Raw genomic sequence first — 24,381 nt, 5'->3', positions numbered from 1 at the left:
TTTTGTATTTTCGCGTTTTATAGGATCACCATGCCGGCTTCTTTCGTTCATCTACGCCTGCACACCGAATACTCGCTGGTTGACGGTCTGGTCCGGGTCAAACCGTTGATCAAGGCGCTGACTGGCATGAACATGCCTGCCGTGGCGGTGACCGACCAGAACAACATGTGTTCGCTGGTCAAGTTCTACAAGGCCGCGCAAGGCTCGGGTATCAAGCCAATCTGTGGTGTCGACTTGTGGCTGGCGGGCAGGGATGAAGACGCTGCGCTCAGTCGCATCAGCCTGTTGGCCATGAATGCCCAGGGCTATCGGAACCTGACCGAACTGATTTCCCGTGGTTTTATCGAAGGCCAGCGCAACGGCCAGATCGTCATCCAGCGCCAATGGGTCGCGCAGGCCAGTGAAGGCGTGATTGCGCTTTCCGCTGCAAAGGAAGGCGAGATCGGCATGGCGTTGCTCGGCGGCAACCCCGGCGAGGCGGACGAACTGCTGCGCGAATGGATGGCGGTATTTCCCGATCGTTTCTATATCGAAGTGCAGCGCACCAATCGCAACAATGACGAAGAGCACTTGCATGCCGCTGTTGCCTTGGCCGAACGTCACGGTGCGCCGCTGGTTGCGACCAACGATGTGCGTTTCATCAAGCAGACTGATTTCGAAGCCCACGAGACTCGCGTGTGTATTGGCGAAGGCCGGGCGCTGGACGATCCGCGTCGTTCGCATAACTACAGCGATCAGCAATACCTGAAAAGCCCGGAAGAAATGGCCGAGCTGTTCAGCGACCTGCCCGAGGCGCTGGAAAACACCGTCGAGATCGCCAAGCGCTGCAACATCGACGTCAAGCTGGGCACTCACTTTTTGCCCAACTTCCCGATTCCCGATGGCATGACCATCGATGAGTATTTCCGCAAGGTTTCGTTCGATGGCCTCGAAGAGCGTCTTGCCGTCCTGTTGCCCAAGGACACCACCGAAGATTACGAAGCCAAGCGTCAGGTGTATGTCGACCGGCTGAATTTCGAGCTGGATATCATCATCCAGATGGGCTTCCCTGGTTACTTCCTGATCGTGATGGACTTCATCCAGTGGGCCAAGAGCAATGGCGTACCGGTGGGGCCGGGTCGTGGTTCGGGTGCCGGATCGCTGGTTGCCTATGTACAGAAGATCACCGACCTCGACCCGCTGGAATACGATCTGCTGTTCGAACGCTTTCTGAACCCGGAACGGGTTTCCATGCCTGACTTCGACGTCGACTTCTGCATGGACGGCCGTGATCGGGTGATCGAATACGTGGCCGAGAAATACGGTCGCAATGCGGTTAGCCAGATCATCACCTTCGGTTCCATGGCGGCCAAGGCGGTGGTGCGTGACGTGGCGCGGGTGCAGGGCAAGTCTTACGGACTGGCGGATCGTCTGTCGAAGATGATCCCGTTCGAAGTCGGCATGACCCTCGAAAAAGCCTACGAGCAGGAAGAGATTCTTCGCGATTTCCTCAAGGTGGATGAGGAAGCTGCGGAAATCTGGGAGATGGCGCTCAAGCTCGAAGGCATTGTGCGTAACGTCGGTAAGCACGCCGGTGGTGTGGTGATTGCCCCGACCAAGCTGACCGACTTTTCGCCGATCTATTGCGACGAGGCCGGTGACGGCCTGGTAACCCAGTTCGACAAGGACGATGTCGAGGCGGCGGGGCTGGTGAAGTTCGACTTCCTCGGTCTGCGCACCCTGACCATCATCGACTGGGCGCTCAAGACTATCAATCGCGACCGCGCCAAGGTCAACGAAGAACCGCTGGACATCGCGTTCATCCCGCTCGACGACATGCCGACCTATCAGCTGCTGCAGCGCGCCGAAACCACGGCTGTGTTCCAGCTAGAGTCGCGCGGCATGAAAGAGCTGATCAAAAAGCTCAAGCCCGACTGTCTGGAAGACTTGATCGCACTGGTGGCGCTGTTCCGCCCCGGCCCGCTGCAATCGGGCATGGTTGACGACTTCATCAACCGTAAACACGGTCGCGCCGAGCTGTCCTACCCGCACGTCGATTATCAGTACGAAGGACTGAAGCCGGTACTGGCACCGACCTACGGCATTATCCTGTATCAGGAACAGGTGATGCAGATCGCGCAGGTCATGGCCGGTTACACCCTCGGCGGTGCAGACATGCTGCGTCGCGCAATGGGTAAGAAAAAGCCCGAGGAAATGGCCAAGCAGCGCGGCGGTTTCATTGAGGGTTGCAAGACCAACAACATCGATCCGGACCTGGCCGGTAACATTTTCGATCTGGTGGAGAAATTCGCCGGTTACGGCTTCAACAAATCCCACTCGGCTGCCTACGGACTTGTGTCATATCAGACCGCCTGGCTGAAGACTCACTACCCGGCACCGTTCATGGCTGCGGTATTGTCGGCGGATATGCACAACACCGACAAGGTCGTGACCTTGATCGAAGAAGTGCGCACGATGAAGCTGCGCCTCGACGCGCCGGACGTGAACACATCGGAGTTCAAATTCACGGTAAGCGATGATGGCCGCATTCTTTACGGGCTTGGTGCCATCAAAGGGGTGGGCGAGGGGCCGGTCGAGGCGATTACCGATGCGCGTCAGAACGGGCCGTTCAAGGACCTGTTCGATTTCTGCGCCCGCGTCGATCTCAAGCGGGTCAACAAGCGAACCCTGGACGGTCTGATTCGCAGCGGTGCGCTGGATCGTCTCGGGCCGTACTTCGAACTGGAACCCAAGGCCTATCAGGCCAACATTGATCGTAACCGCTCGGTGCTGCTTGCCGCGCTGGAAGAAGCGATTCAGGCGGCAGAGCAGACCGCGCGCAGCCACGACAGTGGTCACGCAGACCTGTTTGGCGGCCTGTTCGTTGAAGCGGATGCCGATGTTTACGCCAATCATCGCAAGACCCGCGAGCTGAGCCTCAAGGACCGTCTGCGCGGTGAAAAGGAAACCCTGGGCCTGTACCTGACCGGTCACCCGATCGATGAATATGAAGGCGAGATTCGCCGCTTCGCTCGTCAGCGCATCATCGACCTCAAGCCCGCCAGAGACACCCAGACGGTGGCCGGCCTGATCATTGCCTTGCGCGTAATGAAGAACAAGAAGGGCGACAAGATGGGGTTCATTACCCTGGACGATCGCTCTGCACGCATTGAAGCATCACTGTTTGCCGAAGCGTTTCATTCGGCTCAATCACTGCTGCAGACCGATGCTATGGTGGTGGTCGAAGGCGAAGTCAGTAATGATGACTTCTCCGGGGGGCTGCGGTTGCGCGCCAAGCGGGTCATGAGTATCGAAGATGCGCGCACCAATCTGGCCGAGAGCCTGCGAGTGACGGTACGCGCCGAAGCACTCAAGGGCGACCGGCTGCGCTGGTTGGGTGATCTGTGCAAGCGCCATCGCGGTGCCTGTCCGATCACAGTGGACTACACGGGGCAGGACGCCCGTGCATTGCTGCAATTGGGAGAAGCATGGCGCATTGATCCCGCTGACAGCTTGATTCAAGCTCTGCGTGACCAGTTCGGACGTGAGAACGTCTTTCTCCAGTATCGTTGAACGTCGCAGGCTCGACTTGCGCTCAACCCTGAATTTTAATTTCGACCTGAACGCGCCGGTTCCGAACAGGAACGGCGCAGACGGATCAACCGGCCGGCCTCTTGGCCGTCGACCCAAGACGGATGCCTATGAACCCGAATTTTCTTGATTTCGAACAGCCTATCGCTGACTTGCAGGCCAAAATCGAAGAACTGCGCTTGGTGGGTAACGACAACTCGCTGAACATCGGCGACGAGATCTCCCGGCTGCAAGACAAGAGCAAGACGCTTACCGAAAGCATCTTCGGCAATCTGACCAGCTGGCAGATCGCGCGCATGGCACGCCATCCGCGTCGTCCCTACACGCTGGACTACATCGAAAACATCTTTACCGAGTTCGATGAGCTGCACGGTGATCGTCATTTCTCGGATGACGCAGCAATCGTCGGCGGTATTGCCCGTCTCGACGGCCAGCCGGTCATGGTTATCGGCCACCAGAAAGGTCGTGAAGTGCGCGAGAAGGTTCGTCGCAACTTCGGCATGCCGCGTCCCGAGGGCTATCGCAAGGCTTGCCGTCTGATGGAGATGGCCGAACGCTTCAAGATGCCGATTCTGACCTTCATCGACACACCGGGTGCCTACCCTGGCATCGACGCGGAAGAGCGCAACCAGAGCGAAGCGATTGCCTGGAACCTGCGCGTGATGGCCCGTCTCAAGACGCCGATCATCGCTACCGTTATCGGCGAAGGCGGTTCCGGTGGTGCGCTGGCGATTGGCGTATGCGACCAGTTGAACATGCTGCAGTATTCGACTTACGCGGTGATCTCCCCGGAAGGCTGCGCGTCGATTCTGTGGAAAACCGCCGAGAAGGCACCGGATGCTGCTGAAGCGATGGGTATCACCGCTGATCGCCTGAAAGGTCTGGGCATCGTCGACAAGGTTATCGCCGAGCCACTGGGCGGTGCACATCGCGACCCGGTTGCTGCCGCTGCGTTGATTCGTGAAGAGCTGAGCAGCCAGTTGGCGATGCTCAAGGCGTTCGATAACGATGAGCTGCTGGCCCGTCGTTATGACCGTCTGATGAGCTACGGTCTGTAAGCTGCGTCGCCCCGATTGTTTCCACGTCTTGCGGGCTTCTGCCCAAAGGACGTGGGAGCGAACCGCGCGACGCTTCGTTTGTTCGCGAAAGGGCTGGCTTGAGCACTGGACCGATCAGTGCGTGAATAAGCGAAGTCCGGTGAGAAACACCAATGACCACCTCCACATATAGCGGTCATGACCTTCCTGCCAGGCTCCTTCAGGCTTTGGCTCCCTGGCGCAACGCGCCAACCTGGCATATCGGCTTTTCCGGTGGCCTGGACTCCACGGTGCTGTTGCATCTTCTGGCTGAACTGGCCAAATGCGAAACCTTGCCTGTCTTACATGCCATTCACGTTCATCACGGCCTGCAGGCCGCTGCCGATGCGTGGCCTGAACATTGTCGGCAGGTTTGTCAGGCGCTGGGTGTGGCATTTGAGCTGGTTCGGGTAAGCGTCGATCCTGGTGCGAGCATCGAGCAGGCTGCCCGGCAGGCGCGTTACACCGCTTTCACTGGCAGGCTGGCTGAGGGGGATGTATTGCTCACCGGCCAGCACCGTGACGATCAGGCTGAGACCCTGTTGTTCCGCCTGCTGCGCGGCGCTGGTGTGCGCGGTCTGGCTGCCATGCCCGATCGGCGAATTCTGGGGCGTGGGCATCTGGTGCGACCGCTGCTGGCAGTGTCTCGTGCCGAACTTGAAGGCTACGCGTATCAGCACGGCCTGAATTGGGTCGAAGACCCGAGCAACGACGACTCCCGGTTCTCGCGCAACTTTTTGCGCAGTGACGTGCTGCCATTGCTGACCTCAAGATGGCCTCAGGCATCGACCAGTCTGGCGCGCACGGCGTGCCACCTTGGCGAAGCACAGCAATTGCTGGACGAGCTTGCGGTGCAGGATCTGGCCGGTGCCCAGGCCACGACACCATTTGCCTGGCTTGGTTTGCCGGTGCTGAGCATTGGCCCGCTTGCCGTGCTGTCCGCAGCAAGGCAGCGCAATGCACTGCGCCACTGGCTTGCGCCGTTGACGCGTTTGCCGGATACCGATCACTGGGCTGGCTGGGAGGCATTGCGCGAAGCAGCGCAGGATGCCCGTCCGCTGTGGCGGCTTGCCGATGGCGAGCTGCACAGGGCGCAGGGCTGCATCTGGTGGGTGCCCGCTGACTGGGAGCATGTCCGTCACCCGGTAACAGACTGGCCCGACTGCCGCACACCGTTGCACTTGCCGGGCAATGGCTGGGTAAGCCTTGAAGGTGATGTGCCGTGTGGCGCTCTGCAAATCCGCTACCGGCGGGGAGGTGAGGTGATGCACCTCGGCGGACGCGGCAGTCGTGATCTGAAACGGTTGCTCAACGAACAGGCTGTACCGGTTTTTCTGCGCGGCAGATTGCCGCTGCTCTACTGTGATAATGACCTGCTGGCCGTCGCCAACCTGCCTGGACTGGACGGTTCGCCCAATGAAAGCTGGCGTTTGCACTGGGTTGTACCGACCAGCGACCAAAGTTTGAGCTGAAAGGCCCTTTCAGGTAGACTACGCTCCCTTCTTGATACAACTTCTGTTGGTTCTTTTGAAACAACGCAAGTTGCCGGTTACCAACCAGTGTTTACTGGGTAATTCTTAAAATGTAGCGCGCACCACACTGGCTTCGGCCGGTCGGTTTCAACGCAGCAGTTTCGGGAGTGCACCGTGAATTTTGTCGGTAATCGGGGGCTTCGGCCTTCCTTCGCTATCCCCGGCGGCTCTGACCGCTTTAACGCAGACTTCTAGGGTTTTTCATGACGCGCTACATCTTCGTCACGGGCGGTGTTGTTTCTTCATTGGGGAAAGGCATTGCCTCGGCTTCATTGGCGGCCATCCTGGAGGCGCGGGGACTCAAGGTCACCATGCTCAAACTGGATCCCTACATCAACGTGGACCCAGGCACCATGAGCCCGTTCCAGCACGGTGAGGTGTTCGTCACTCACGACGGCGCCGAGACCGACCTGGACCTTGGTCACTACGAGCGGTTCATCCGCACCACCATGACCCAGAACAACAACTTCACCACCGGCCGTGTGTACGAACACGTCCTGCGCAAAGAGCGCCGTGGTGATTATCTGGGGGCGACCATTCAGGTCATTCCGCATATCACCGACGAAATCAAGCGCCGCATCATCAAGGGTGCAGGCGATGCCGACGTGGCGCTGGTCGAAATCGGCGGTACGGTGGGTGACATCGAGTCGCAGCCGTTCCTCGAGGCCATCCGCCAGTTGCGTTTCGAAGTGGGCGCACGCCGCGCGATGCTGATGCACCTGACGCTGGTGCCTTACATAGCCACTGCCGGCGAGACCAAGACCAAGCCGACTCAGCATTCGGTGAAAGAATTGCGCTCAATCGGTCTGCAGCCTGATGTACTGGTTTGCCGCTCCGACCACCCGATCGACGTGTCCTCGCGTCGCAAGATCGCTCAGTTCACCAACGTTGAAGAGCGTGCGGTTATCGCCCTTGAAGACGCGGACACCATCTACAAGATCCCGGGCATCCTGCATTCGCAAGGCCTGGACGATTTTGTGGTCGAGCGCTTCGGCCTGCAATGCGAGGGTGCCGATCTGTCCGAGTGGGACAAGGTCGTCGACGCCAAGCTCAACCCCGAGCACGAAGTCACCATCGCGATGGTCGGCAAGTACATGGAGTTGCTCGACGCCTACAAGTCGTTGATCGAAGCCATGAGCCACGCCGGTATCACCAACCGTACCAAGGTGAACCTGCGTTATATCGATTCCGAAGACATCGAAAACCAGGGCACCGGCCTGCTGGAAGGCGTGGATGCGATTCTGGTTCCAGGCGGCTTTGGCCTGCGCGGCGTCGAGGGCAAGATCACTGCCGTCCAGTTTGCACGGGAAAACAAGGTGCCGTATCTGGGCATCTGCCTGGGCATGCAAGTGGCGGTCATCGAGTTCGCACGTAACGTGCTGGGCTGGAAAGACGCCAACTCCACCGAGTTCAACCGTACCAGCGCGCACGCCGTGGTGGGTCTCATCACCGAGTGGGAAGATGCCACCGGTGCAGTCGAAACCCGTACCGAAAGTTCCGATCTGGGCGGCACCATGCGTCTAGGGGCACAGGATTGCCAGCTTGAAGCCGGTTCGCTGGTACACGACTGCTACCGCAAGGACGTGATTGTCGAGCGTCATCGTCATCGCTATGAAGTGAACAACAACCTGCTGCCACAACTGATCGAGGCAGGCCTGAAGATTTCCGGTCGCTCCGGCGACGGTGCGCTGGTTGAAGTGGTCGAAGCACCGGATCATCCATGGTTCGTCGCTTGCCAGTTCCACCCGGAATTCACTTCCACGCCCCGTGACGGTCATCCGCTGTTCAGCGGTTTCGTCAAGGCGGCACTGGCTCAACATCAGAAAAACTCCTGACAGGGACTTCACACATGGCTCAGAAAACAATTCGCGTAGGTTCGATCGAGATCGCCAACGACAAGCCAATGGTGCTGTTCGGCGGCATGAACGTACTCGAGTCCCGGGATATGGCCATGCAGGTCTGTGAAGAGTACGTAAGGGTGACCGAAAAGCTCGGTATCCCTTACGTGTTCAAAGCCAGCTTCGACAAGGCCAACCGCTCTTCGGTGAATTCCTACCGCGGGCCGGGCCTTGAAGAGGGCATGCGCATTTTCGAAGAGATCAAGCGCACCTTCAACGTGCCGTTGATCACCGACGTGCACGAGCCTCATCAGGCTGCCGTGGTTGCCGAAGTGTGCGACATCATCCAGTTGCCGGCCTTCCTGTCGCGTCAGACCGATCTGGTCGTTGCGATGGCGAAGACCGGCGCAGTCATCAACATCAAGAAAGCCCAGTTTCTCGCACCTCAGGAAATGAAACACATCCTGACCAAGTGCGAAGAGGCGGGTAATGATCAGTTGATTCTCTGCGAGCGGGGTTCCAGCTTCGGTTACAACAATCTGGTGGTGGACATGCTCGGCTTCGGCGTCATGAAGCAGTTCGAATACCCGATCCTGTTCGATGTGACACACGCCCTGCAAATGCCGGGTGGTCGCTCCGATTCTGCCGGTGGCCGCCGCGCTCAGGTCCTGGATCTGGCCAAGGCAGGCATCAGCCAGAATCTGGCCGGCCTGTTCCTTGAAGCGCATCCGGACCCTGACAACGCCAAATGCGACGGCCCGTGTGCCCTGCGTCTGGACAAGCTGGAGCCGTTCCTGGCCCAGCTCAAGTCACTGGATGAACTTGTCAAAAGTTTTCCGATCGTAGAGACCGCTTGAACAGGGTTCTCCGGTAAAGTGCCGTTCCCCGTCATTCGTGACGGGGTTGTCGCATTCAGACCTGCCTTTTTCTGCGTCTGACTGCGAGCATTGTTTTCCCAGCTGCGTCGTTTTCGTCAATCTTGGAGTGTTTACAACAATGGCAAAAATCGTCGACATCAAAGGTCGTGAAGTTCTCGACTCCCGTGGCAATCCCACTGTAGAAGCAGATGTGGTCCTCGATAACGGCATCGTTGGCAGCGCCTGCGCGCCGTCTGGTGCTTCAACCGGCTCGCGCGAAGCGCTGGAGCTGCGTGATGGCGACAAGAGCCGTTACATGGGCAAGGGCGTTCTGAAGGCTGTAGCCAACATCAACGGCCCTATCCGTGACCTGCTTCTGGGCAAGGACCCGGTTGACCAGAAGGCTCTGGATCACGCGATGATCAAGCTGGACGGCACCGAGAACAAGGCAAGCCTGGGTGCAAACGCAATTCTTGCGGTCTCCCTGGCAGCTGCCAAGGCGGCGGCTCAGGATCAGGATCTGCCGTTGTACGCGCACATCGCCAACCTCAATGGCACACCGGGCGTGTACTCCATGCCGGTGCCGATGATGAACATCATCAACGGTGGCGAGCATGCTGATAACAACATCGACATCCAGGAATTCATGATCCAGCCTGTCGGCGCCAAAACCTTCGCTGAAGGCCTGCGCTGGGGCACCGAGATTTTCCATCACCTCAAGGCAGTGCTCAAGGCGCGTGGCCTGAACACCGCTGTTGGCGACGAAGGCGGTTTCGCGCCTAACCTGGCGTCCAACAAGGAAGCGCTCGACGCTATTGCCGAAGCCGTCGCCAATGCGGGTTACACGCTGGGCACCGACGTGACCCTGGCGCTGGACTGCGCGGCGAGCGAGTTCTACAAGAACGGCAAGTACAAACTCAGCGAAGAGGGCGAGTACAGCTCCGCCGAGTTTGCCGAATACCTTGCCGAGCTGACGCGCAAGCATCCGATCATTTCCATTGAAGACGGTCTGGACGAGTCTGATTGGGATGGCTGGAAAGTTCTCACCGACAAGATCGGCGAGAAAGTCCAACTGGTCGGTGACGACCTGTTCGTAACCAACACCAAGATCCTGAAAGAAGGCATCGACAAGAAGATCGCCAACTCGATTCTGATCAAGTTCAACCAGATCGGCTCCCTGACCGAAACGCTGGAAGCCATTCAGATGGCCAAGGCTGCCGGTTACACTGCGATCATCTCTCACCGTTCCGGCGAAACCGAAGACTCGACCATTGCCGACCTGGCTGTGGGCACGTCTGCCGGTCAGATCAAAACCGGTTCGCTGTGCCGCTCCGACCGCGTTTCCAAGTACAACCAACTGCTGCGCATCGAAGAGCAATTGGGCTCCAAGGCCGCGTATCGTGGTCGTGCCGAGTTTCGCGGTTGAGCCATAGATGGTAAAAAGACGCAGAGTGCTGCACAGACTCGAGTCACCTGACTTGCCTGTGCAGCTCTGATGCTGACGCTCCGCGGTAATCTGGAGTGATTGAGCCTGGCTTATGTCAGGCTCAATGCCCTCAGTCGTTTGTTGTTCACGTTGGCTCTGCTGTCTTTTTTACTGGGTACCTGATATTTCAATGCGCAGTCCTAACTGGTTGTTCCTCGTCCTGCTCCTGTTGCTGGCTGGCTTGCAGTACCGCCTTTGGGTCGGTAACGGAAGCCTTGCGCAAGTGGCCAGCCTGACTCAGCAGATTGCCGACCAGCACGCTGAGAATGAGGTGCTGCTGGAGCGCAACCGCGTGCTTGATGCCGAGGTCATGGAGTTGAAAAAGGGTCTGGAAACCGTCGAAGAACGTGCCCGACATGAACTCGGCATGGTCAAGGACGGCGAAACCCTTTACCAGCTCGCGCAATAATCAAGTTGGTGCCATGAAAGACTTTCTTCCTGCCTTCTGGGCAGTGATACCTGCAGCGGGCATTGGTGCTCGCATGGCAGCTGACCGTCCCAAGCAATATTTGCAACTGGGCGGCCTGACAATTCTTGAACACAGCCTGCTTTGCTTTCTCGATCACCCTCGGCTCAAGGGCCTGGTGATCAGTCTGGCTGTGGACGACCCTTACTGGGCTGCATTGCCCTGCGCTAAAGATGCCCGCATTCAGCGAGTGGATGGCGGCAGCGAGCGTTCAGGCTCGGTGCTCAATGCGCTTCTGCACCTGCATGCTCAGGGCGCGAGCGACAATGACTGGGTGCTTGTGCATGACGCTGCGCGCCCTAATCTGGCGCGTAGTGATCTGGATAATCTGCTCGGAGAGCTGGCTGACGACCCGGTTGGCGGCCTGCTGGCCGTACCGGCCCGGGATACCCTCAAACGTGCCGACAGCAGTGGTCGCGTGCTTGAAACCGTGGACCGGAGCCTGATCTGGCAAGCATTCACGCCGCAGATGTTTCGTCTTGGGGCCCTGCATCGCGCCTTGGCGGACAGTCTGGTGTCGAATGTGAGCATCACCGATGAAGCATCGGCGATCGAGTGGGCAGGGCAGTCGCCGCGACTGGTCGAAGGGCGGTCCGATAACATCAAGGTCACTCGCCCCGAGGATCTTGAATGGTTGCGTCAACGCCGCACTGAGTTCGGCCGTTAGCTACTGGCGGTACTCATCACGCATCGCCAATCCTTCTTTAAGGTAGTCCACCAGCTTGCGTACCTTGGGCGACAGGTGCCTTTGCTGCGGATAGAGCGCCCAAACGGCAGTATTGGGCGGTTGATGGGCTTCCAGCAATGAAACCAGCGTTCCGTCATTGAGGTGTTTCTGCACGTAATAGTCTGGCAACTGACACAGGCCAACCCCATGTAGCGCGGCATCCAGAACCGCCTGACCGCTGTTGCAGCGCCAGTTGCCTTGCACTCTCTGAGAAAACTCGCGGCCATTCTGCTGAAGCTGCCAGGTATCGCTGCCCCCGACCAGACAGTTGTGGCGATTCAGTTCCGACAGGCTGTGAGGTCGCCCGTAGCGTTCAATGTAGGAAGGCGCAGCACACAGATACATTTGCCGTGGCGCGAGGCGGGTTGCAACCATGCGCGAATCCTGTAGCCGGCCAAGGCGAATCGCCAGATCCATTCCTTCATGCACCAGATCAAGCGTTTCGTTGCTCAGCTCAATGTCGACCCGCAAGTGCGGATACAGGTCCATGAAGCGTGTCACCAGGGGCGTGATGAAGCGCTCGCCATAAGCCACAGCGCAGGTCATGCGCAGCAACCCTTTCGGCTCGCTGGCCAGATCGCCTACAGCGCGCAGTGCTTCTTCGCGGCCGTCCTGCAAGCGTTGGCAGTGATGCAAAAAAGTTTGACCAGCCTCTGTCAGCGCGACCTTGCGCGTGCTGCGATAAAGCAAACGGGTTTGCAGTCGTTCTTCAAGGCGCACGATCTGGCGGCTGATATGTGACGAGGAAACCCCAAGCCTTTGTGCAGCCGCTGTGAACTGGCCGCATTCAGCGACCGCAACGAATTCGTCCAGACCTTCCCAGCGATTGATGTGCATCGATTATCCCTGTACAGCATTAATGTTTTGCTTTTAGCCGTATTACTCGCCAATTGGCACTGTACTACACTGCAAACCTTGTTTTTACCCGTCGGAGAAGTTTGATGATCAAGTCGCGCGCTGCTGTCGCTTTTGAAGCCAAAAAGCCATTGGAGATCGTTGAAGTCGATGTCGCCATGCCCAAGGCGGGAGAAGTGCTGCTCAAAGTAGTGGCCTCCGGCGTCTGCCATACCGATGCCTACACACTTTCCGGTGCCGATCCCGAGGGGATTTTTCCGTCGATCCTCGGCCACGAAGGCGGTGCAATTGTCGAAGCCATTGGCGAAGGTGTCACCTCTGTCGCGGTCGGCGACCACGTCATTCCGCTGTATACCCCGGAATGCCGTCAGTGCAAATTCTGCCGCTCGGGCAAGACCAACCTGTGTCAGGCGATTCGTGCCACTCAGGGTAAAGGCCTGATGCCGGATGGCACCACGCGCTTTTCCTACAAGGGCGAGCCGATTTTCCACTACATGGGCACCTCGACTTTCTCCGAATACACCGTACTGCCGGAAATCTCGGTGGCCAAAATCGACAAACAGGCACCGCTGGAAAAAGTCTGCCTGCTGGGTTGTGGTGTCACCACCGGTATCGGTGCGGTGCTCAACACTGCCAAGGTCAAGCCTGGCGATACCGTAGCGATCTTCGGTCTGGGCGGTATCGGTCTCTCAGCGTTGATCGGTGCGGTCAAAGCCAAAGCGTCTCGAATCATCGCCATCGATATCAACCCGGCCAAGTTCGAGATCGCCAAACAGTTGGGCGCGACTGATTGCGTCAATCCGAAAGATTTCGACCGTCCTATTCAGGAAGTCATTGTTGACATGACCGATGGCGGGGTGGATTTCTCCTTTGAGTGCATCGGCAATGTACAGCTCATGCGTGCAGCGCTGGAATCCTGCCACAAGGGCTGGGGCGAGTCGGTCATCATCGGCGTGGCCGGTGCCGGTCAGGAAATCTCTACCCGTCCGTTCCAGCTGGTGACCGGGCGCGTTTGGCGCGGTTCGGCATTTGGTGGCGTGCGTGGCCGCACCGAATTGCCAAGCTATGTCGACATGGCGCAGACCGGTGAAATTCCGCTGGATACGTTCATTACCCATACCATGGGCCTGGAAGACATCAACAAGGCGTTCGACCTGATGCATGAAGGCAAAAGCATCCGCACCGTCATTCATTTTTGAGGAGCGGCGGCAAGCGGCAAGCACGAAGATTTGTTACATGCTTGTAGCTTGCCGCTTGCAACTGGAGGAAGCGACATGCCTTTGGAAAATATTTCCTGCCAGAAAAGCTTCGGCGGCTGGCACAAGCGTTACAAACACCACTCTCAAGTACTGGGTTGTGACATGGTGTTTGCAGTCTATCTGCCGCCGCAGGCAGAGCAGGGCGGCAAGCTGCCCGTGTTGTACTGGCTTTCCGGCCTGACCTGCACCGACGAGAACTTCATGCAGAAAGCCGCCGCTCACCGGCTTGCGGCCGAGCTGGGCATTATCATCGTGGCACCTGATACCAGCCCGCGCGGTGCCGACGTAGCCGACGACCCTGACGGCGCCTGGGACTTCGGTCAAGGGGCGGGCTTCTATCTCAATGCCACCGAACAGCCTTATGCGCGGCATTACCAGATGCATGATTACGTCGTCAGGGAGCTGCCAGCCCTTATCGAAGAGCACTTCCCGGCGTCAGAGGCACGCAGTATCAGCGGCCACTCGATGGGCGGGCATGGGGCGCTGGTCTGCGCACTGCGCAATCCTGGCCGCTATCGCTCGGTATCGGCGTTTTCGCCGATCAGTAATCCGATCGATTGCCCCTGGGGGCAAAAGGCATTTTCCCGTTATCTGGGTGAAGACCGTTCTCGCTGGCGCGAGTGGGATGCCAGCGTTCTGATTGCGCAGGCTTCCGAAAAGCTGCCGACGCTGGTGGATCAGGGTGATCGTGATGATTTTCTGGTCAATCAGCTCAAGCCTGAAGTTCTGGTTCAGGCCGCCAAGGCTGCGAACTATCCGCTGACCTTGCGGATGCAGCCAGGTTATGACCACAGTTATTTCTTCATCGCCAGCTTCATCGAAGACCATCTAAGGCATCACGCTGAAGCCTTGAACAGCTAACCAGCGCCAAAGCAGGTAGAATCACGCCCTGACTTTTTTCAGGGCGTTTTTTTATGCGTATTGGCCATGGCTATGATGTGCACCGTTTCGCTGAAGGCGACTTCATTACCTTGGGCGGCGTGCGGATTGCACACGGGTTCGGCCTGCTGGCCCATTCCGATGGCGATGTCCTGCTGCATGCCCTGAGCGATGCGCTTTTGGGGGCCGCGGCACTGGGCGATATCGGCAAGCACTTTCCTGACACCGATCCGCAATTCAAGGGTGCCGACAGCCGCGTGCTGCTGCGTCATGTCCTCAAGCAGATCCACGGCAAAGGCTGGAAAGTCGGTAATGTCGACGCCACCATCGTTGCCCAGGCACCAAAAATGGCACCGCATATCGATGCCATGCGCGCCTTGATCGCTGAAGATCTGCAGGTTGAGCTGGATCAGGTGAACGTGAAAGCGACAACGACAGAAAAACTCGGCTTTACCGGGCGCGAAGAAGGCATCGCGGTGCATGCCGTTGCGTTGTTGCTGCGCGCATGAATGAACTTGAACTGCTTGGCCCCAGGGCCTACGGCGATGCACTGGGTCGTGCAGCCCTCAAGGCGACTGCCGAAGACTTTCAGGTCGACGAGGTGCTGGACATTCCGCTTTCAGGCGATGGCGAGCATTTATGGCTGTGGGTCGAAAAACGCGGCCTGAATACCGAAGAGGCGGCACGTCGGCTGGCCCGGGCCGCGGGGGTGCAGTTGCGTACGGTCAGCTATGCCGGTCTCAAGGACCGCCAGGCACTGACCCGCCAGTGGTTCAGCATTCAACTGCCGGGCAAAGCCGATCCTGATCTGTCGGCCGCGCAGGACGATACGCTGCAGATTCTCAAAAGCACTCGACATAAGCGCAAGCTGCAACGCGGTGCTCACGCTGCGAATGGCTTTACATTGCGGCTTACGCAACTGGATGCCGACACGGACGCTTTGAATCAGCGTCTTGAAACCATTGCCCGGCAGGGCATCCCCAATTATTTCGGCGCGCAGCGTTTCGGTTATCAGGGCGGAAATCTTGGCGAAGCACGCGATTACGCTGCCCGCAAAGCGTTGCCTGAGCAACGTGCGGTGCGTTCGCGACTGTTATCCACGGCGCGCAGCTATCTGTTCAATCGAGTACTGGCAGCCCGCGTTGCCGATGGCAGCTGGGAAAAGGCTCAGGTAGGGGATTTGCTGGCTTTCACCGACAGCCGCAGCTTTTTTCCGGCGGGCGTTGATGAGTGCAGCGATCCTCGGCTGGCGATTCTCGATCTGCACCCTACCGGGCCACAGTGGGGTGAAGGCCCTTCGCCAGCGGGTGGCGCGACGGCAGAGCTGGAAAATGCCATTGCCAATGATGAGTCTGCGTTGCGTGACTGGCTGGTCAGAGCGGGCATGGAGCACGAACGGCGCATCCTGCGACTGCCCATTGGGCGGCTGACGTGGCATTATCCCGAGTCTGACATTCTGCAACTGGAATTCGTCCTTCCGCCCGGATGCTTCGCCACTGTTTTAGTGCGCGAACTCATTGATCTGGTGCCGGTTGGGCAGACGGACAGCCCATGCGTATTCTGATATCAAATGATGACGGGGTGAACGCGCCCGGTCTTGTCGCGCTTCATGCGGCGCTGGCGGACTATGCCGAGTGCGTGGTGATCGCCCCTGATCAGGACAAAAGCGGTGCCAGTAGTTCCCTGACACTCGACCGGCCTTTGCACCCACATACACTGGCCAACGGCTTCATCAGTCTCAATGGTACGCCGACCGACTGCGTGCATCTGGGGATTCATGGGTTATTGGAGCATCAACCGGACATGGTGGTTTCAGGTATCAACCTGGGTGCCAATCTGGGCGACGATGTACTGTATTCGGGAACGGTCGCTGCAGCGCTTGAAGGGCGTTTTCTGCAGCGCCCGTCGTTTGCCTTTTCGTTTTTGTCACGTCAGCCGGATAATCTGGCGACGGCGGCGCATTATGCGCGTTTGCTGGTCGAGGCCCATGAGCAACTCGACCTGCCACCCCGCACGGTACTGAACGTGAATATTCCGAACTTGCCGCTTGAGCATATCCGCGGCATTCAACTGACCCGACTGGGGCACCGTGCCCGTGCTGCGGCGCCGATAAAGGTTGTCGATCCGCGTGGTCGTGCCGGCTACTGGATTGCCGCTGCCGGCGATGTCGAGGACGGCGGTGCTGGCACCGACTTCCATGCGGTCATACAGGGTTACGTATCGATTACGCCGTTGCAGCTGGATCGAACTTATCAGGACGGATTCAGCAGCCTGAATACCTGGCTGGAGGGTCTTCGTTGATGTCGCGCGAGCAGGATGATCTATTGCGTCGCGGGATCGGGATGACCTCGCAGCGCACCCGTGAACGTCTGATCCAGCGCCTCTGCGAAGAGGGTATTTCCAACCAGCGGGTGCTGGACGTCATTCGCAAGACGCCCCGGCATCTGTTTGTCGATGAAGCGCTGGCGCATCGCGCTTATGAAGACACAGCGCTGCCCATCGGTCACAACCAGACGATTTCCCAGCCTTACATGGTCGCGCGGATGAGCGAGCTGCTATTGGCAGCCGGTCCGCTGGACAAGGTCATGGAGATCGGTACAGGGTCGGGCTACCAAACCGCGGTGCTGGCGCAACTGGTGGAGCGTGTATTTTCGGTCGAGCGTATCAAAGTCCTTCAGGACCGCGCCAAGGAGCGTCTGGTCGAGCTCAATCTGCGTAATGTGGTTTTCCGCTGGGGCGACGGCTGGGAAGGCTGGCCTGCTCTGGCACCTTATAACGGCATCATCGTCACGGCAGTGGCAACCGACGTACCGCAGGCGCTGCTTGATCAACTGGCACCTGGAGGTCGGCTGGTCATCCCGGTGGGTTCGGGAGAGGTTCAGCAATTGATGCTGATCATCCGTGAAGAAAACGGTTTTTCCCGGCACGTACTGGGGGCTGTGCGCTTCGTGCCACTGCTCAACGGGCCAATCGCGTGAAGATTGTCTGCGGTAAACAGTGAATTCTGGCTTCAGTCATTGGTCTACAGCGCGCGGCCCGGAATGTTGAATGGCCTGATGGCATCATTCCATGTAGCTGATTGATACATAACAACGTTTTTTCAACGGTTAATCACTGGCTGCCCGTCGCTATTACGGCACAATAGGCATCTTTTTTGAATTCAGTCACCAGTAAAGGGAGTGGCGGGTGAGTCTCACAGTCATTCAGCAGCTCAGGTCTTCAAGAAGTTATCAGCGTCTGGTGATTGGCATTGCTCTCAGTGTCCTTTTGGTCGGCTGCTCCAGCACGCCTTCAGGCGGGGTTCGTGTCGTTGATCGCAACGGCAATGCCGTTGCCCAGCGTCCGACGGTAACTACCGGCCAATACGTGGTCAGGCGCGGTGACACGCTTTTTTCGATTGCATTTCGTTACGGCTGGGACTGGAAAGCGCTGGCTGCCCGCAATCAGATCCCCGAGCCGTTTACCATCAAGCCAGGTCAGACAATTCGCTTTGACGGGCGCTCGTCTTCAACGCAGGACGTAGCTTCTACCTCCGGTGCAGGACGCCCGGTGACGTCTACATCAACCAGCACCAGCAGTTCCGGTTCGGTCAAAACTACGGTTATTTCCAAGCCTGTTGCGGTTGTACCTGTGGTGATACCTCCTTCTGCGACCACCGGGACAGGCCCGGCCGGTAAGTCTCCGACGGGTTGGACCTGGCCTTCAAGTGGCATTTTGATAGGAAAATTTTCCTCAAACGGCAGTTTGAATAAAGGAATTGATATCGCTGGTGATTTGGGACAGCCTGTTTTGGCAGCGTCTGATGGTTCAGTTGTTTACGCCGGAAGTGGATTACGGGGCTACGGCGAATTGATCATCATCAAACACAGCGATACCTACGTCAGTGCCTACGGTCATAATCGCAGGCTTTTGGTACGGGAAGGTCAACAGGTCAAGGCAGGGCAAACGATTGCCGAAATGGGGTCAACAGGAACTGACCGGGTGAAGCTGCATTTTGAGATTCGCCGCCAAGGGAAACCTGTAGATCCATTGGGATTTTTGCCACGTCGTTGATAGTTGCCAGCCTGTTCCAGGCGTATTAGGAACAGGCTCAAGTGTTGCCATGGAATCAGGCGATGCTGGAGCTTGAGGTCGAACTCACCAAAGGACTAAAACAATGGCTCTTGGCAACGAAGCGCCGGAGTTTGACATCGATGATGAAGTGCTCCTTATGGAAGCCGGCATTGTCCTGAAGGAAGCGTCAAACGAGAAGCAGCCACCCGCTGCCTCCGGACGCGCCAAGGTCAAGCATTCAACATCGCTCAAACAACACAAGTACATTGACTACACGCGGGCGCTTGATGCTACCCAGCTGTACCTCAATGAAATCGGTTTTTCTCCTCTACTATCCCCGGAAGAAGAAGTTCATTTTGCGCGTCTGTCGCAAAGTGGAGACCCGGCCGGGCGCAAACGCATGATTGAAAGCAATCTGCGTCTGGTAGTTAAAATTGCCAGACGTTATGTCAATCGTGGTCTGTCATTGCTTGACCTGATCGAGGAGGGCAACCTGGGGTTGATTCGGGCGGTTGAAAAATTCGACCCTGAACGCGGCTTTCGTTTTTCCACCTACGCCACCTGGTGGATTCGCCAGACCATCGAACGCGCGATCATGAATCAGACCCGGACCATCCGGCTGCCGATTCACGTCGTCAAGGAGCTGAATGTTTATCTGCGCGCGGCCCGAGAGCTGACCCAGAAGCTGGATCATGAACCTTCTCCCGAAGAAATCGCCAATCTGCTGGAAAAACCGGTAGGTGAGGTCAAGCGCATGCTCGGTCTCAACGAGCGTGTCTCGTCGGTGGACGTCTCGCTGGGGCCTGATTCGGACAAGACGCTGCTCGACACCTTGACCGACGATCGTCCGACCGACCCCTGTGAGCTGCTGCAGGACGATGATCTGTCCCAGAGCATCGATCAATGGTTGTCCGAGTTGACCGAGAAGCAACGGGAGGTTGTCATCCGTCGCTTTGGCTTGCGCGGGCATGAAAGCAGCACACTTGAAGATGTAGGGCTTGAGATCGGTCTGACGCGTGAGCGGGTCAGGCAGATTCAGGTTGAAGGGCTCAAGCGCCTACGTGAGATCCTTGAAAAAAACGGCTTGTCCAGCGAGTCTCTCTTCCAGTAACCACCCCCTCATAACGTCAATCCAGGGCCGATATAACACATAGTGTGTATATCGGCCTTTTTATATGTCTTTCGTCATTTGAATGTCGTAGGTCAATGCGTCTGCTCGGCCTTTCAGCTTTCAAAGCCTGTAAGTCATTGCGTACGGTTGCTGTAAGTCATTCAGGTAACAACAGTGAGGCTTGTCGCCAAACAGCTGTGTTTAAGGATTTAACACGTTGTTTTAAATAGAGATTATGTTTTTAAGGTGATTGACATGGAAATATCCTGGAGCGTTTGAGGTGTTGCTCTGCGGGTTTAAATCTCTAATATCGAAGCTGTGCCAACGGACAGGCACAGGCCATCAAGGATGACGGTCAAGGACATCGCGGGATGCGATTCATCAGGATGATGACAACGGAATACAGGGATCAGGGATAAAATGTGGGCGGGTCATACCGCCCCTTTTTTTATCTGCAGAAAACCGCACAGATTCAACAAAAAAGGCCCTCTCGAGGGCCTTTTGTCTGTCTGGAATCTAGCGTTCCAGATCAGCGATCTTGCCGGTTTTGCCATCCCACTCTGCCGCATCCGGCATCGCGTCTTTCTTTTCGGTGATGTTGGGCCAGACCTCGGCAAGCTCAGCGTTGAGCTCGATGAAGTTTTCCATGCCAGCAGGAATCTCGTCTTCCGAGTAAATGGCCACGGCAGGGCACTCAGGCTCGCAAAGCGCGCAGTCGATGCACTCGTCCGGGTGGATCACCAGGAAATTCGGGCCTTCGTAAAAGCAGTCCACCGGACAGACTTCTACGCAGTCGGTGTACTTGCACTTGATGCAGTTGTCGGTGACGACGAAGGTCATTTCTAATTTTCTCCTCAGGCGGCTGCTGTGGCAGAGCCCTTCCAGACAGGGTTGCCAGGTTCGGGAGGTTTCCCGGCCCTATGAAAATACGTGCTTTTGGTGGGTGGCCTTGAGGCAGTGGGACTGCGTCGCCTGCTACCTACCAGTGGTTCGCTGCATTTTCACGCGGCTCGAAAAACGCCTCGGCCAGGCTAAAAGCCGAGAGCGTCCCAAACCGCGCGGGATTCTAACAGTATGTAACGCTTCGCGTCACAGGCGAGTTTGCAATGTGTATAGCAAATCCAGCGCCTGCCGCGGAGTCATATCGTCGACTTTGATCTTGGACAGTTCGTCGAGCACCGGATGAGGCAGGCTTGCAAACATATCGCTCTGCTGCGGGATCGCGGGTTTGCCGGGCTTGGCTTTAGGCTGTTCGTGCGGCAGGCTGGTGGTTTCCAGGCGCTGCAGATGCTCTTTGGCGCGCGTGATGACTTTGCCCGGAACGCCCGCAAGCTGGGCCACGGCCAGGCCGTAGCTCTGGCTGGCTGGTCCTGGCAGTACGCGGTGCAGGAAGACGATCCGCTCGTTATGCTCGGTAGCATTCAGGTGCACGTTGGTCACCAGCGGTTCGCTTTCCGGCAGCACTGTCAGCTCGAAATAGTGCGTCGCGAACAGTGTATAAGCACGCAGTTGCGCCAGACATTCCGCCGCTGCCCAAGCCAGAGAAAGGCCGTCGAAGGTGCTGGTACCGCGTCCGACTTCGTCCATCAGCACCAGGCTTTTGTCGGTAGCGTTGTGCAGGATGTTTGCCGTTTCGCTCATTTCCACCATGAACGTCGAGCGCCCGCCGGCCAGGTCGTCGCTGGAGCCGATACGGGTGAAGATCCGGTCGACCAACGACAGTTCGCAGCTGGCAGCGGGCACGAAACTGCCGATATGCGCCAGTAGTACGATCAGCGCCGTCTGACGCATATAGGTCGATTTACCGCCCATGTTCGGGCCGGTTATGACCAGCATGCGGGTGCTGTCGTCCAGCGCCAGGTCGTTGGCGACAAACGGAGTGCTTAGTACCTGTTCTACGACCGGGTGACGGCCCTGCTCAATGCGCATGCAAGGCTCGGCAACGAAGCGTGGGCAGTTGAGGTCCAGATTCAGCGCGCGTTCTGCGAGGTTACTGAGTACGTCCAGTTCGGCCAATGCAGCTGCCGTGTCCTGCAGCGGCGCTAGATGGCCGATCAGGTCTTCAAGCAGCGCTTCGTAGAGCATCTTTTCCCGAGCCAGTGCACGGCTTTTGGCCGACAACGCCTTGTCTTCGAATTCCTTGAGTTCAGGCGTGATAAAGCGCTCGGCGCCCTTGAGGGTCTGGCGGCGTATGTAATCAGCCGGGGCCTGCTCGGCCTGTTTGCTCGGCAGCTCGATGAAGTAGCCGTGAACGCGGTTGTAACCGACTTTCAGGTTGGCAAGACCGGTACGGGCCTTTTCGCGGGCCTCCAGATCAATCAGGAACTGACCGGCGTTTTCACTCAGCGATTGCAGATCATCCAGCTCAGCGTCGTAGCCGGTTTTCAGAACACCGCCGTCGCGGATCACGGCAGGCGGATTGTCGATGATTGCGCGCTGCAGCAGATCGGCGAGTTCCGGATAGGTGCTGGCGGTCTGCGCAAGTTGCTGCAGATGCGGCGCCTCCAGGTCGGTCATCGCCTGCTGCAGTTCGGGCAGGGCGCTCAGGGCGTCGCGCAGACGCGCAAGGTCTCGTGGTCGCGCATTACGCAGGCCGATACGCGCCAGAATCCGCTCGATATCGCCGATTTCCTTGAGCTGCGGTTGCAGGTTCTCGAAGCGGTAGAGCTCCAGAAAGCAGGTAATGGACGTCTGGCGTGCCTGAAGAATTGTCAGGTCGCGCAACGGCCGGTTCAGCCAGCGGGTCAGCAGCCGCGTTCCCATTGCCGTCTGGCAACGGTCCATGACCGATTGCAGCGTATTGTCGCGGCCACCGGACAGGTTGGTGTCCAGCTCCAGGTTGCGCCGACTGGCGGCATCGAGGATTACCGTGTCGTCGAGGCGTTCGTGGCGCAGGCTGCGCAAGTGGGGCAGGGCGGTGCGCTGGGTTTCCTTGGCGTAGCTGAGCAGGCAGCCAGCAGCGCCGATGGCGAGTGTCAGGTTTTCGCAGCCAAAACCCTTCAGGTCCTGGGTTGAAAACTGCTGACACAGACTTTTGTGGGCTGAGTCGCGCTCGAAATCCCACGGTGCACGACGTCGGGCACCACGGCGTTTTTCGGCAGGCAGACCTTGCGGCCAGTCGTCCGGAATCAACAGCTCGACCGGGTTGATGCGTTCAAGCTCGGCCAGCAGGTTCTCCCAGCCCTTGATCTCCAGCACACTGAAGTTGCCGCTGGTGATGTCCAGCACGGCAAGGCCGAACAGGCGTTCGTCACCCAGTACGGCGGCAATCAGGTTATCCCTGCGCTCATCGAGCAAGGCCTCGTCGCTGATGGTCCCAGGCGTAATGATGCGGACTACCTGACGATCCACCGGGCCCTTGCTGGTCGCGGGGTCGCCGATCTGCTCGCAGATCACCACCGATTCGCCCAGCTTCACCAGTTTGGCCAGATAGCCTTCGGCGGCGTGGTACGGAATCCCGCACATGGGGATGCTCTGGCCTGCCGACTGACCGCGCGCGGTCAGGGTGATGTCCAGCAACTTGGCGGCTTTCTTCGCATCTTCGTAGAAGATCTCGTAGAAATCGCCCATGCGATAAAACATCAGTTGATCCAGGTGCTGGTTTTTGAGTTTCCAGTACTGCTGCATCATAGGGGTATGTGAAGAGAGGTCGGAAATTGCTTTGTTCATCAGTGGCTTAGGCAAGTTCTTGAGAGGAGTGAGGCAACCTTGAGGCATGACGGGTGGTCCCTCCTTGAATCGAGGGGCGTCTGCCGGGTATGTGCGATGGTCGCAAGGTTATCACGCTCAATCAGGCGGTGCAGTTACAGCGTACCTTCCGCTTATTGGTGACCAGGCGTTTCCTGACAGCCATGAACCTCGATTTGACGTATAGACTTTCATCGCTGCCACTCGATAACCGGACGGCACGCTATAAAAAAGGACTTTTATATGAAAAATAAACGAGCAAGGGATTCCGTCAACGGTCGCTTCATCCCGTTGGAAGAAGCCAGAAAAAGGCCGAGAGAAACCACGGTTGAAACGGTCAAAAGCCCGAACGCAGGAAAGATGCGCGATAAGCCGGCAATGGCAGACCCGCTTCAAGGCGGCTGCCTTGTCTCAGCAATCACTTTTACAGGCTTCCAGCATGAATGAGGACACCGTGGACGAGATAACCGGGCTGGCCAATACGCTTGGCAGGCTTCTCGGCGCAATGAACGCTCAAGTGACCACCGCCGAATCCTGCACAGGAGGCGGAATCGCCGAAGCGATCACGCGCATCGCCGGTAGCTCGGCATGGTTCGAGGCTGGCTATGTGACTTATTCGAATGCCCAGAAGACCCGACAATTGGGCGTACCGGAGGCGTTGTTCGCAGATGTCGGGGCGGTCAGTCAGCCTGTTGTCGAAGCCATGGTGCGAGGTGCGCAGCGTGAAAGCGGCGCGCGATTCGCTGTCGCGGTCAGTGGTGTTGCAGGGCCTGGCGGTGGTTCGCCGGATAAACCGGTCGGTACTGTATGGCTGTGTTGGGGCAAGGATGACGCGCTTGTCGCACAGCGCCGCCAGTTCGATGGCGACCGGGATCAGGTCCGTCGACAGACGGTCGAAGCCGCTCTACAGGGGCTGATACAGCTTGCGCGCGGAGAAATGCCAAAACAGGGGTAGGCGCGCGCTCATCGCTGTGGAATAATACTG

General features: G+C 57.9%; 21 protein-coding genes. 18 read left to right on the top strand and 3 right to left on the bottom strand.

Annotated features, from left to right (window positions below):
* Positions 1-30: 30 nt before the first annotated feature.
* From dnaE to ispD, 8 genes are all read left to right on the top strand, one after another.
* Positions 31-3,552, top strand: coding sequence for a DNA polymerase III subunit alpha (dnaE, locus tag RYC17_RS10155; protein ID WP_002554715.1), 3,522 nt, complete (start codon positions 31-33; stop codon positions 3,550-3,552).
* 128 nt (positions 3,553-3,680) lie between these two features.
* Positions 3,681-4,628, top strand: coding sequence for an acetyl-CoA carboxylase carboxyl transferase subunit alpha (gene accA / locus RYC17_RS10150; RefSeq protein ID WP_058407350.1), 948 nt, complete (start codon positions 3,681-3,683; stop codon positions 4,626-4,628).
* 152 nt (positions 4,629-4,780) lie between these two features.
* Positions 4,781-6,118, top strand: a complete 1,338-nt coding sequence (tilS, locus tag RYC17_RS10145; RefSeq protein ID WP_316902922.1) for a tRNA lysidine(34) synthetase TilS — start codon at positions 4,781-4,783, stop codon at positions 6,116-6,118.
* Positions 6,119-6,381: 263 nt separating this feature from the next.
* On the top strand, positions 6,382-8,013 hold the full coding sequence (locus tag RYC17_RS10140) for a CTP synthase (protein WP_002554712.1): 1,632 nt from the start codon (positions 6,382-6,384) through the stop codon (positions 8,011-8,013).
* A 14-nt stretch (positions 8,014-8,027) separates the two neighbouring features.
* Positions 8,028-8,873, top strand: coding sequence for a 3-deoxy-8-phosphooctulonate synthase (gene kdsA, locus RYC17_RS10135; RefSeq protein ID WP_004666021.1), 846 nt, complete (start codon positions 8,028-8,030; stop codon positions 8,871-8,873).
* A gap of 139 nt (positions 8,874-9,012) precedes the next feature.
* Positions 9,013-10,299 carry a phosphopyruvate hydratase gene (gene eno / locus RYC17_RS10130; RefSeq protein ID WP_004666020.1) on the top strand — a complete coding sequence of 429 codons (1,287 nt, stop codon included), beginning with the start codon at positions 9,013-9,015 and terminating at the stop codon, positions 10,297-10,299.
* A 190-nt stretch (positions 10,300-10,489) separates the two neighbouring features.
* Positions 10,490-10,768, top strand: coding sequence for a cell division protein FtsB (gene ftsB / locus RYC17_RS10125; protein WP_002554710.1), 279 nt, complete (start codon positions 10,490-10,492; stop codon positions 10,766-10,768).
* 13 nt (positions 10,769-10,781) lie between these two features.
* Positions 10,782-11,492, top strand: a complete 711-nt coding sequence (gene ispD, locus RYC17_RS10120; RefSeq protein WP_004657939.1) for a 2-C-methyl-D-erythritol 4-phosphate cytidylyltransferase — start codon at positions 10,782-10,784, stop codon at positions 11,490-11,492.
* Here the strand turns inward: ispD and RYC17_RS10115 are convergent, their stop codons facing one another.
* A complete protein-coding gene (locus RYC17_RS10115) occupies positions 11,493-12,383 on the bottom strand; it encodes a LysR family transcriptional regulator (protein WP_170947352.1) in 891 nt (296 codons plus the stop codon).
* Between the two features lie 110 nt (positions 12,384-12,493).
* Between RYC17_RS10115 and RYC17_RS10110 the strand changes: the two genes are divergently transcribed.
* The 8 genes from RYC17_RS10110 (at position 12,494) to rpoS (ending at position 19,709) form a co-directional block, all read left to right on the top strand.
* Positions 12,494-13,606: an S-(hydroxymethyl)glutathione dehydrogenase/class III alcohol dehydrogenase gene (locus tag RYC17_RS10110; protein ID WP_002554707.1), complete on the top strand. Its 1,113-nt coding sequence runs from the start codon at positions 12,494-12,496 to the stop codon at positions 13,604-13,606.
* 75 nt (positions 13,607-13,681) lie between these two features.
* Complete coding sequence (gene fghA, locus RYC17_RS10105; RefSeq protein WP_122280198.1) at positions 13,682-14,527, top strand: S-formylglutathione hydrolase; 846 nt, start codon at positions 13,682-13,684, stop codon at positions 14,525-14,527.
* 53 nt (positions 14,528-14,580) lie between these two features.
* Entirely contained in the window at positions 14,581-15,054 is a 474-nt protein-coding gene (ispF, locus tag RYC17_RS10100; protein WP_002554705.1) for a 2-C-methyl-D-erythritol 2,4-cyclodiphosphate synthase, read from the top strand.
* Positions 15,051-16,109: a tRNA pseudouridine(13) synthase TruD gene (truD, locus tag RYC17_RS10095; protein WP_058399662.1), complete on the top strand. Its 1,059-nt coding sequence runs from the start codon at positions 15,051-15,053 to the stop codon at positions 16,107-16,109. Before ispF ends, truD begins: the two co-directional genes overlap by 4 nt.
* On the top strand, positions 16,097-16,846 hold the full coding sequence (surE, locus tag RYC17_RS10090) for a 5'/3'-nucleotidase SurE (RefSeq protein WP_316902920.1): 750 nt from the start codon (positions 16,097-16,099) through the stop codon (positions 16,844-16,846). The genes truD and surE overlap by 13 nt, the downstream gene beginning before the upstream one ends.
* Before the next feature lie 41 nt (positions 16,847-16,887).
* Positions 16,888-17,523: a protein-L-isoaspartate(D-aspartate) O-methyltransferase gene (locus tag RYC17_RS10085; protein ID WP_002554702.1), complete on the top strand. Its 636-nt coding sequence runs from the start codon at positions 16,888-16,890 to the stop codon at positions 17,521-17,523.
* 208 nt (positions 17,524-17,731) lie between these two features.
* Positions 17,732-18,598 (top strand): peptidoglycan DD-metalloendopeptidase family protein, encoded by an 867-nt coding sequence (locus RYC17_RS10080; RefSeq protein ID WP_002554701.1) that lies wholly within the window; start codon positions 17,732-17,734, stop codon positions 18,596-18,598.
* 103 nt (positions 18,599-18,701) lie between these two features.
* Positions 18,702-19,709, top strand: a complete 1,008-nt coding sequence (gene rpoS / locus RYC17_RS10075; RefSeq protein WP_005733320.1) for an RNA polymerase sigma factor RpoS — start codon at positions 18,702-18,704, stop codon at positions 19,707-19,709.
* 516 nt (positions 19,710-20,225) lie between these two features.
* Here the strand turns inward: rpoS and fdxA are convergent.
* Together fdxA and mutS are read right to left on the bottom strand one after the other, a co-directional pair.
* Complete coding sequence (fdxA, locus tag RYC17_RS10070; protein ID WP_002554692.1) at positions 20,226-20,549, bottom strand: ferredoxin FdxA; 324 nt, start codon at positions 20,547-20,549, stop codon at positions 20,226-20,228.
* Positions 20,550-20,798: 249 nt separating this feature from the next.
* Entirely contained in the window at positions 20,799-23,366 is a 2,568-nt protein-coding gene (gene mutS / locus RYC17_RS10065) for a DNA mismatch repair protein MutS (protein WP_161936569.1), read from the bottom strand.
* Between the two features lie 273 nt (positions 23,367-23,639).
* On the opposite strand from mutS, the gene RYC17_RS26925 reads away from it, so the two are divergent.
* Positions 23,640-23,843 (top strand): hypothetical protein, encoded by a 204-nt coding sequence (locus tag RYC17_RS26925; protein ID WP_058407343.1) that lies wholly within the window; start codon positions 23,640-23,642, stop codon positions 23,841-23,843.
* Positions 23,836-24,351, top strand: a complete 516-nt coding sequence (locus RYC17_RS10055; protein ID WP_054098798.1) for a CinA family protein — start codon at positions 23,836-23,838, stop codon at positions 24,349-24,351. Before RYC17_RS26925 ends, RYC17_RS10055 begins: the two co-directional genes overlap by 8 nt.
* Positions 24,352-24,381: the final 30 nt, after the last annotated feature.

Source organism: Pseudomonas syringae group sp. J248-6 (assembly GCF_032586995.1).
GTDB classification, from domain to species: Bacteria; Pseudomonadota; Gammaproteobacteria; order Pseudomonadales; family Pseudomonadaceae; genus Aquipseudomonas; species Aquipseudomonas amygdali.
Note: the sequence above shows the minus strand (reverse complement) of the source record. Positions and strands in the feature narration are given on the sequence as shown.

Bases quoted from the DNA above. Each gene is read 5' to 3' on its own strand.
- dnaE (WP_002554715.1), top strand. From the start codon at position 31: ATGCCGGCTTCTTTCGTTCATCTACGCCTGCACACCGAATACTCGCTG.
- accA (WP_058407350.1), top strand. From the start codon at position 3,681: ATGAACCCGAATTTTCTTGATTTCGAACAGCCTATCGCTGACTTGCAG.
- tilS (WP_316902922.1), top strand. From the start codon at position 4,781: ATGACCACCTCCACATATAGCGGTCATGACCTTCCTGCCAGGCTCCTT.
- RYC17_RS10140 (WP_002554712.1), top strand. From the start codon at position 6,382: ATGACGCGCTACATCTTCGTCACGGGCGGTGTTGTTTCTTCATTGGGG.
- kdsA (WP_004666021.1), top strand. From the start codon at position 8,028: ATGGCTCAGAAAACAATTCGCGTAGGTTCGATCGAGATCGCCAACGAC.
- eno (WP_004666020.1), top strand. From the start codon at position 9,013: ATGGCAAAAATCGTCGACATCAAAGGTCGTGAAGTTCTCGACTCCCGT.
- ftsB (WP_002554710.1), top strand. From the start codon at position 10,490: ATGCGCAGTCCTAACTGGTTGTTCCTCGTCCTGCTCCTGTTGCTGGCT.
- ispD (WP_004657939.1), top strand. From the start codon at position 10,782: ATGAAAGACTTTCTTCCTGCCTTCTGGGCAGTGATACCTGCAGCGGGC.
- RYC17_RS10110 (WP_002554707.1), top strand. From the start codon at position 12,494: ATGATCAAGTCGCGCGCTGCTGTCGCTTTTGAAGCCAAAAAGCCATTG.
- fghA (WP_122280198.1), top strand. From the start codon at position 13,682: ATGCCTTTGGAAAATATTTCCTGCCAGAAAAGCTTCGGCGGCTGGCAC.
- ispF (WP_002554705.1), top strand. From the start codon at position 14,581: ATGCGTATTGGCCATGGCTATGATGTGCACCGTTTCGCTGAAGGCGAC.
- truD (WP_058399662.1), top strand. From the start codon at position 15,051: ATGAATGAACTTGAACTGCTTGGCCCCAGGGCCTACGGCGATGCACTG.
- surE (WP_316902920.1), top strand. From the start codon at position 16,097: ATGCGTATTCTGATATCAAATGATGACGGGGTGAACGCGCCCGGTCTT.
- RYC17_RS10085 (WP_002554702.1), top strand. From the start codon at position 16,888: ATGACCTCGCAGCGCACCCGTGAACGTCTGATCCAGCGCCTCTGCGAA.
- rpoS (WP_005733320.1), top strand. From the start codon at position 18,702: ATGGCTCTTGGCAACGAAGCGCCGGAGTTTGACATCGATGATGAAGTG.
- fdxA (WP_002554692.1), bottom strand. From the start codon at position 20,549: ATGACCTTCGTCGTCACCGACAACTGCATCAAGTGCAAGTACACCGAC.
- RYC17_RS26925 (WP_058407343.1), top strand. From the start codon at position 23,640: ATGAAAAATAAACGAGCAAGGGATTCCGTCAACGGTCGCTTCATCCCG.
- RYC17_RS10055 (WP_054098798.1), top strand. From the start codon at position 23,836: ATGAATGAGGACACCGTGGACGAGATAACCGGGCTGGCCAATACGCTT.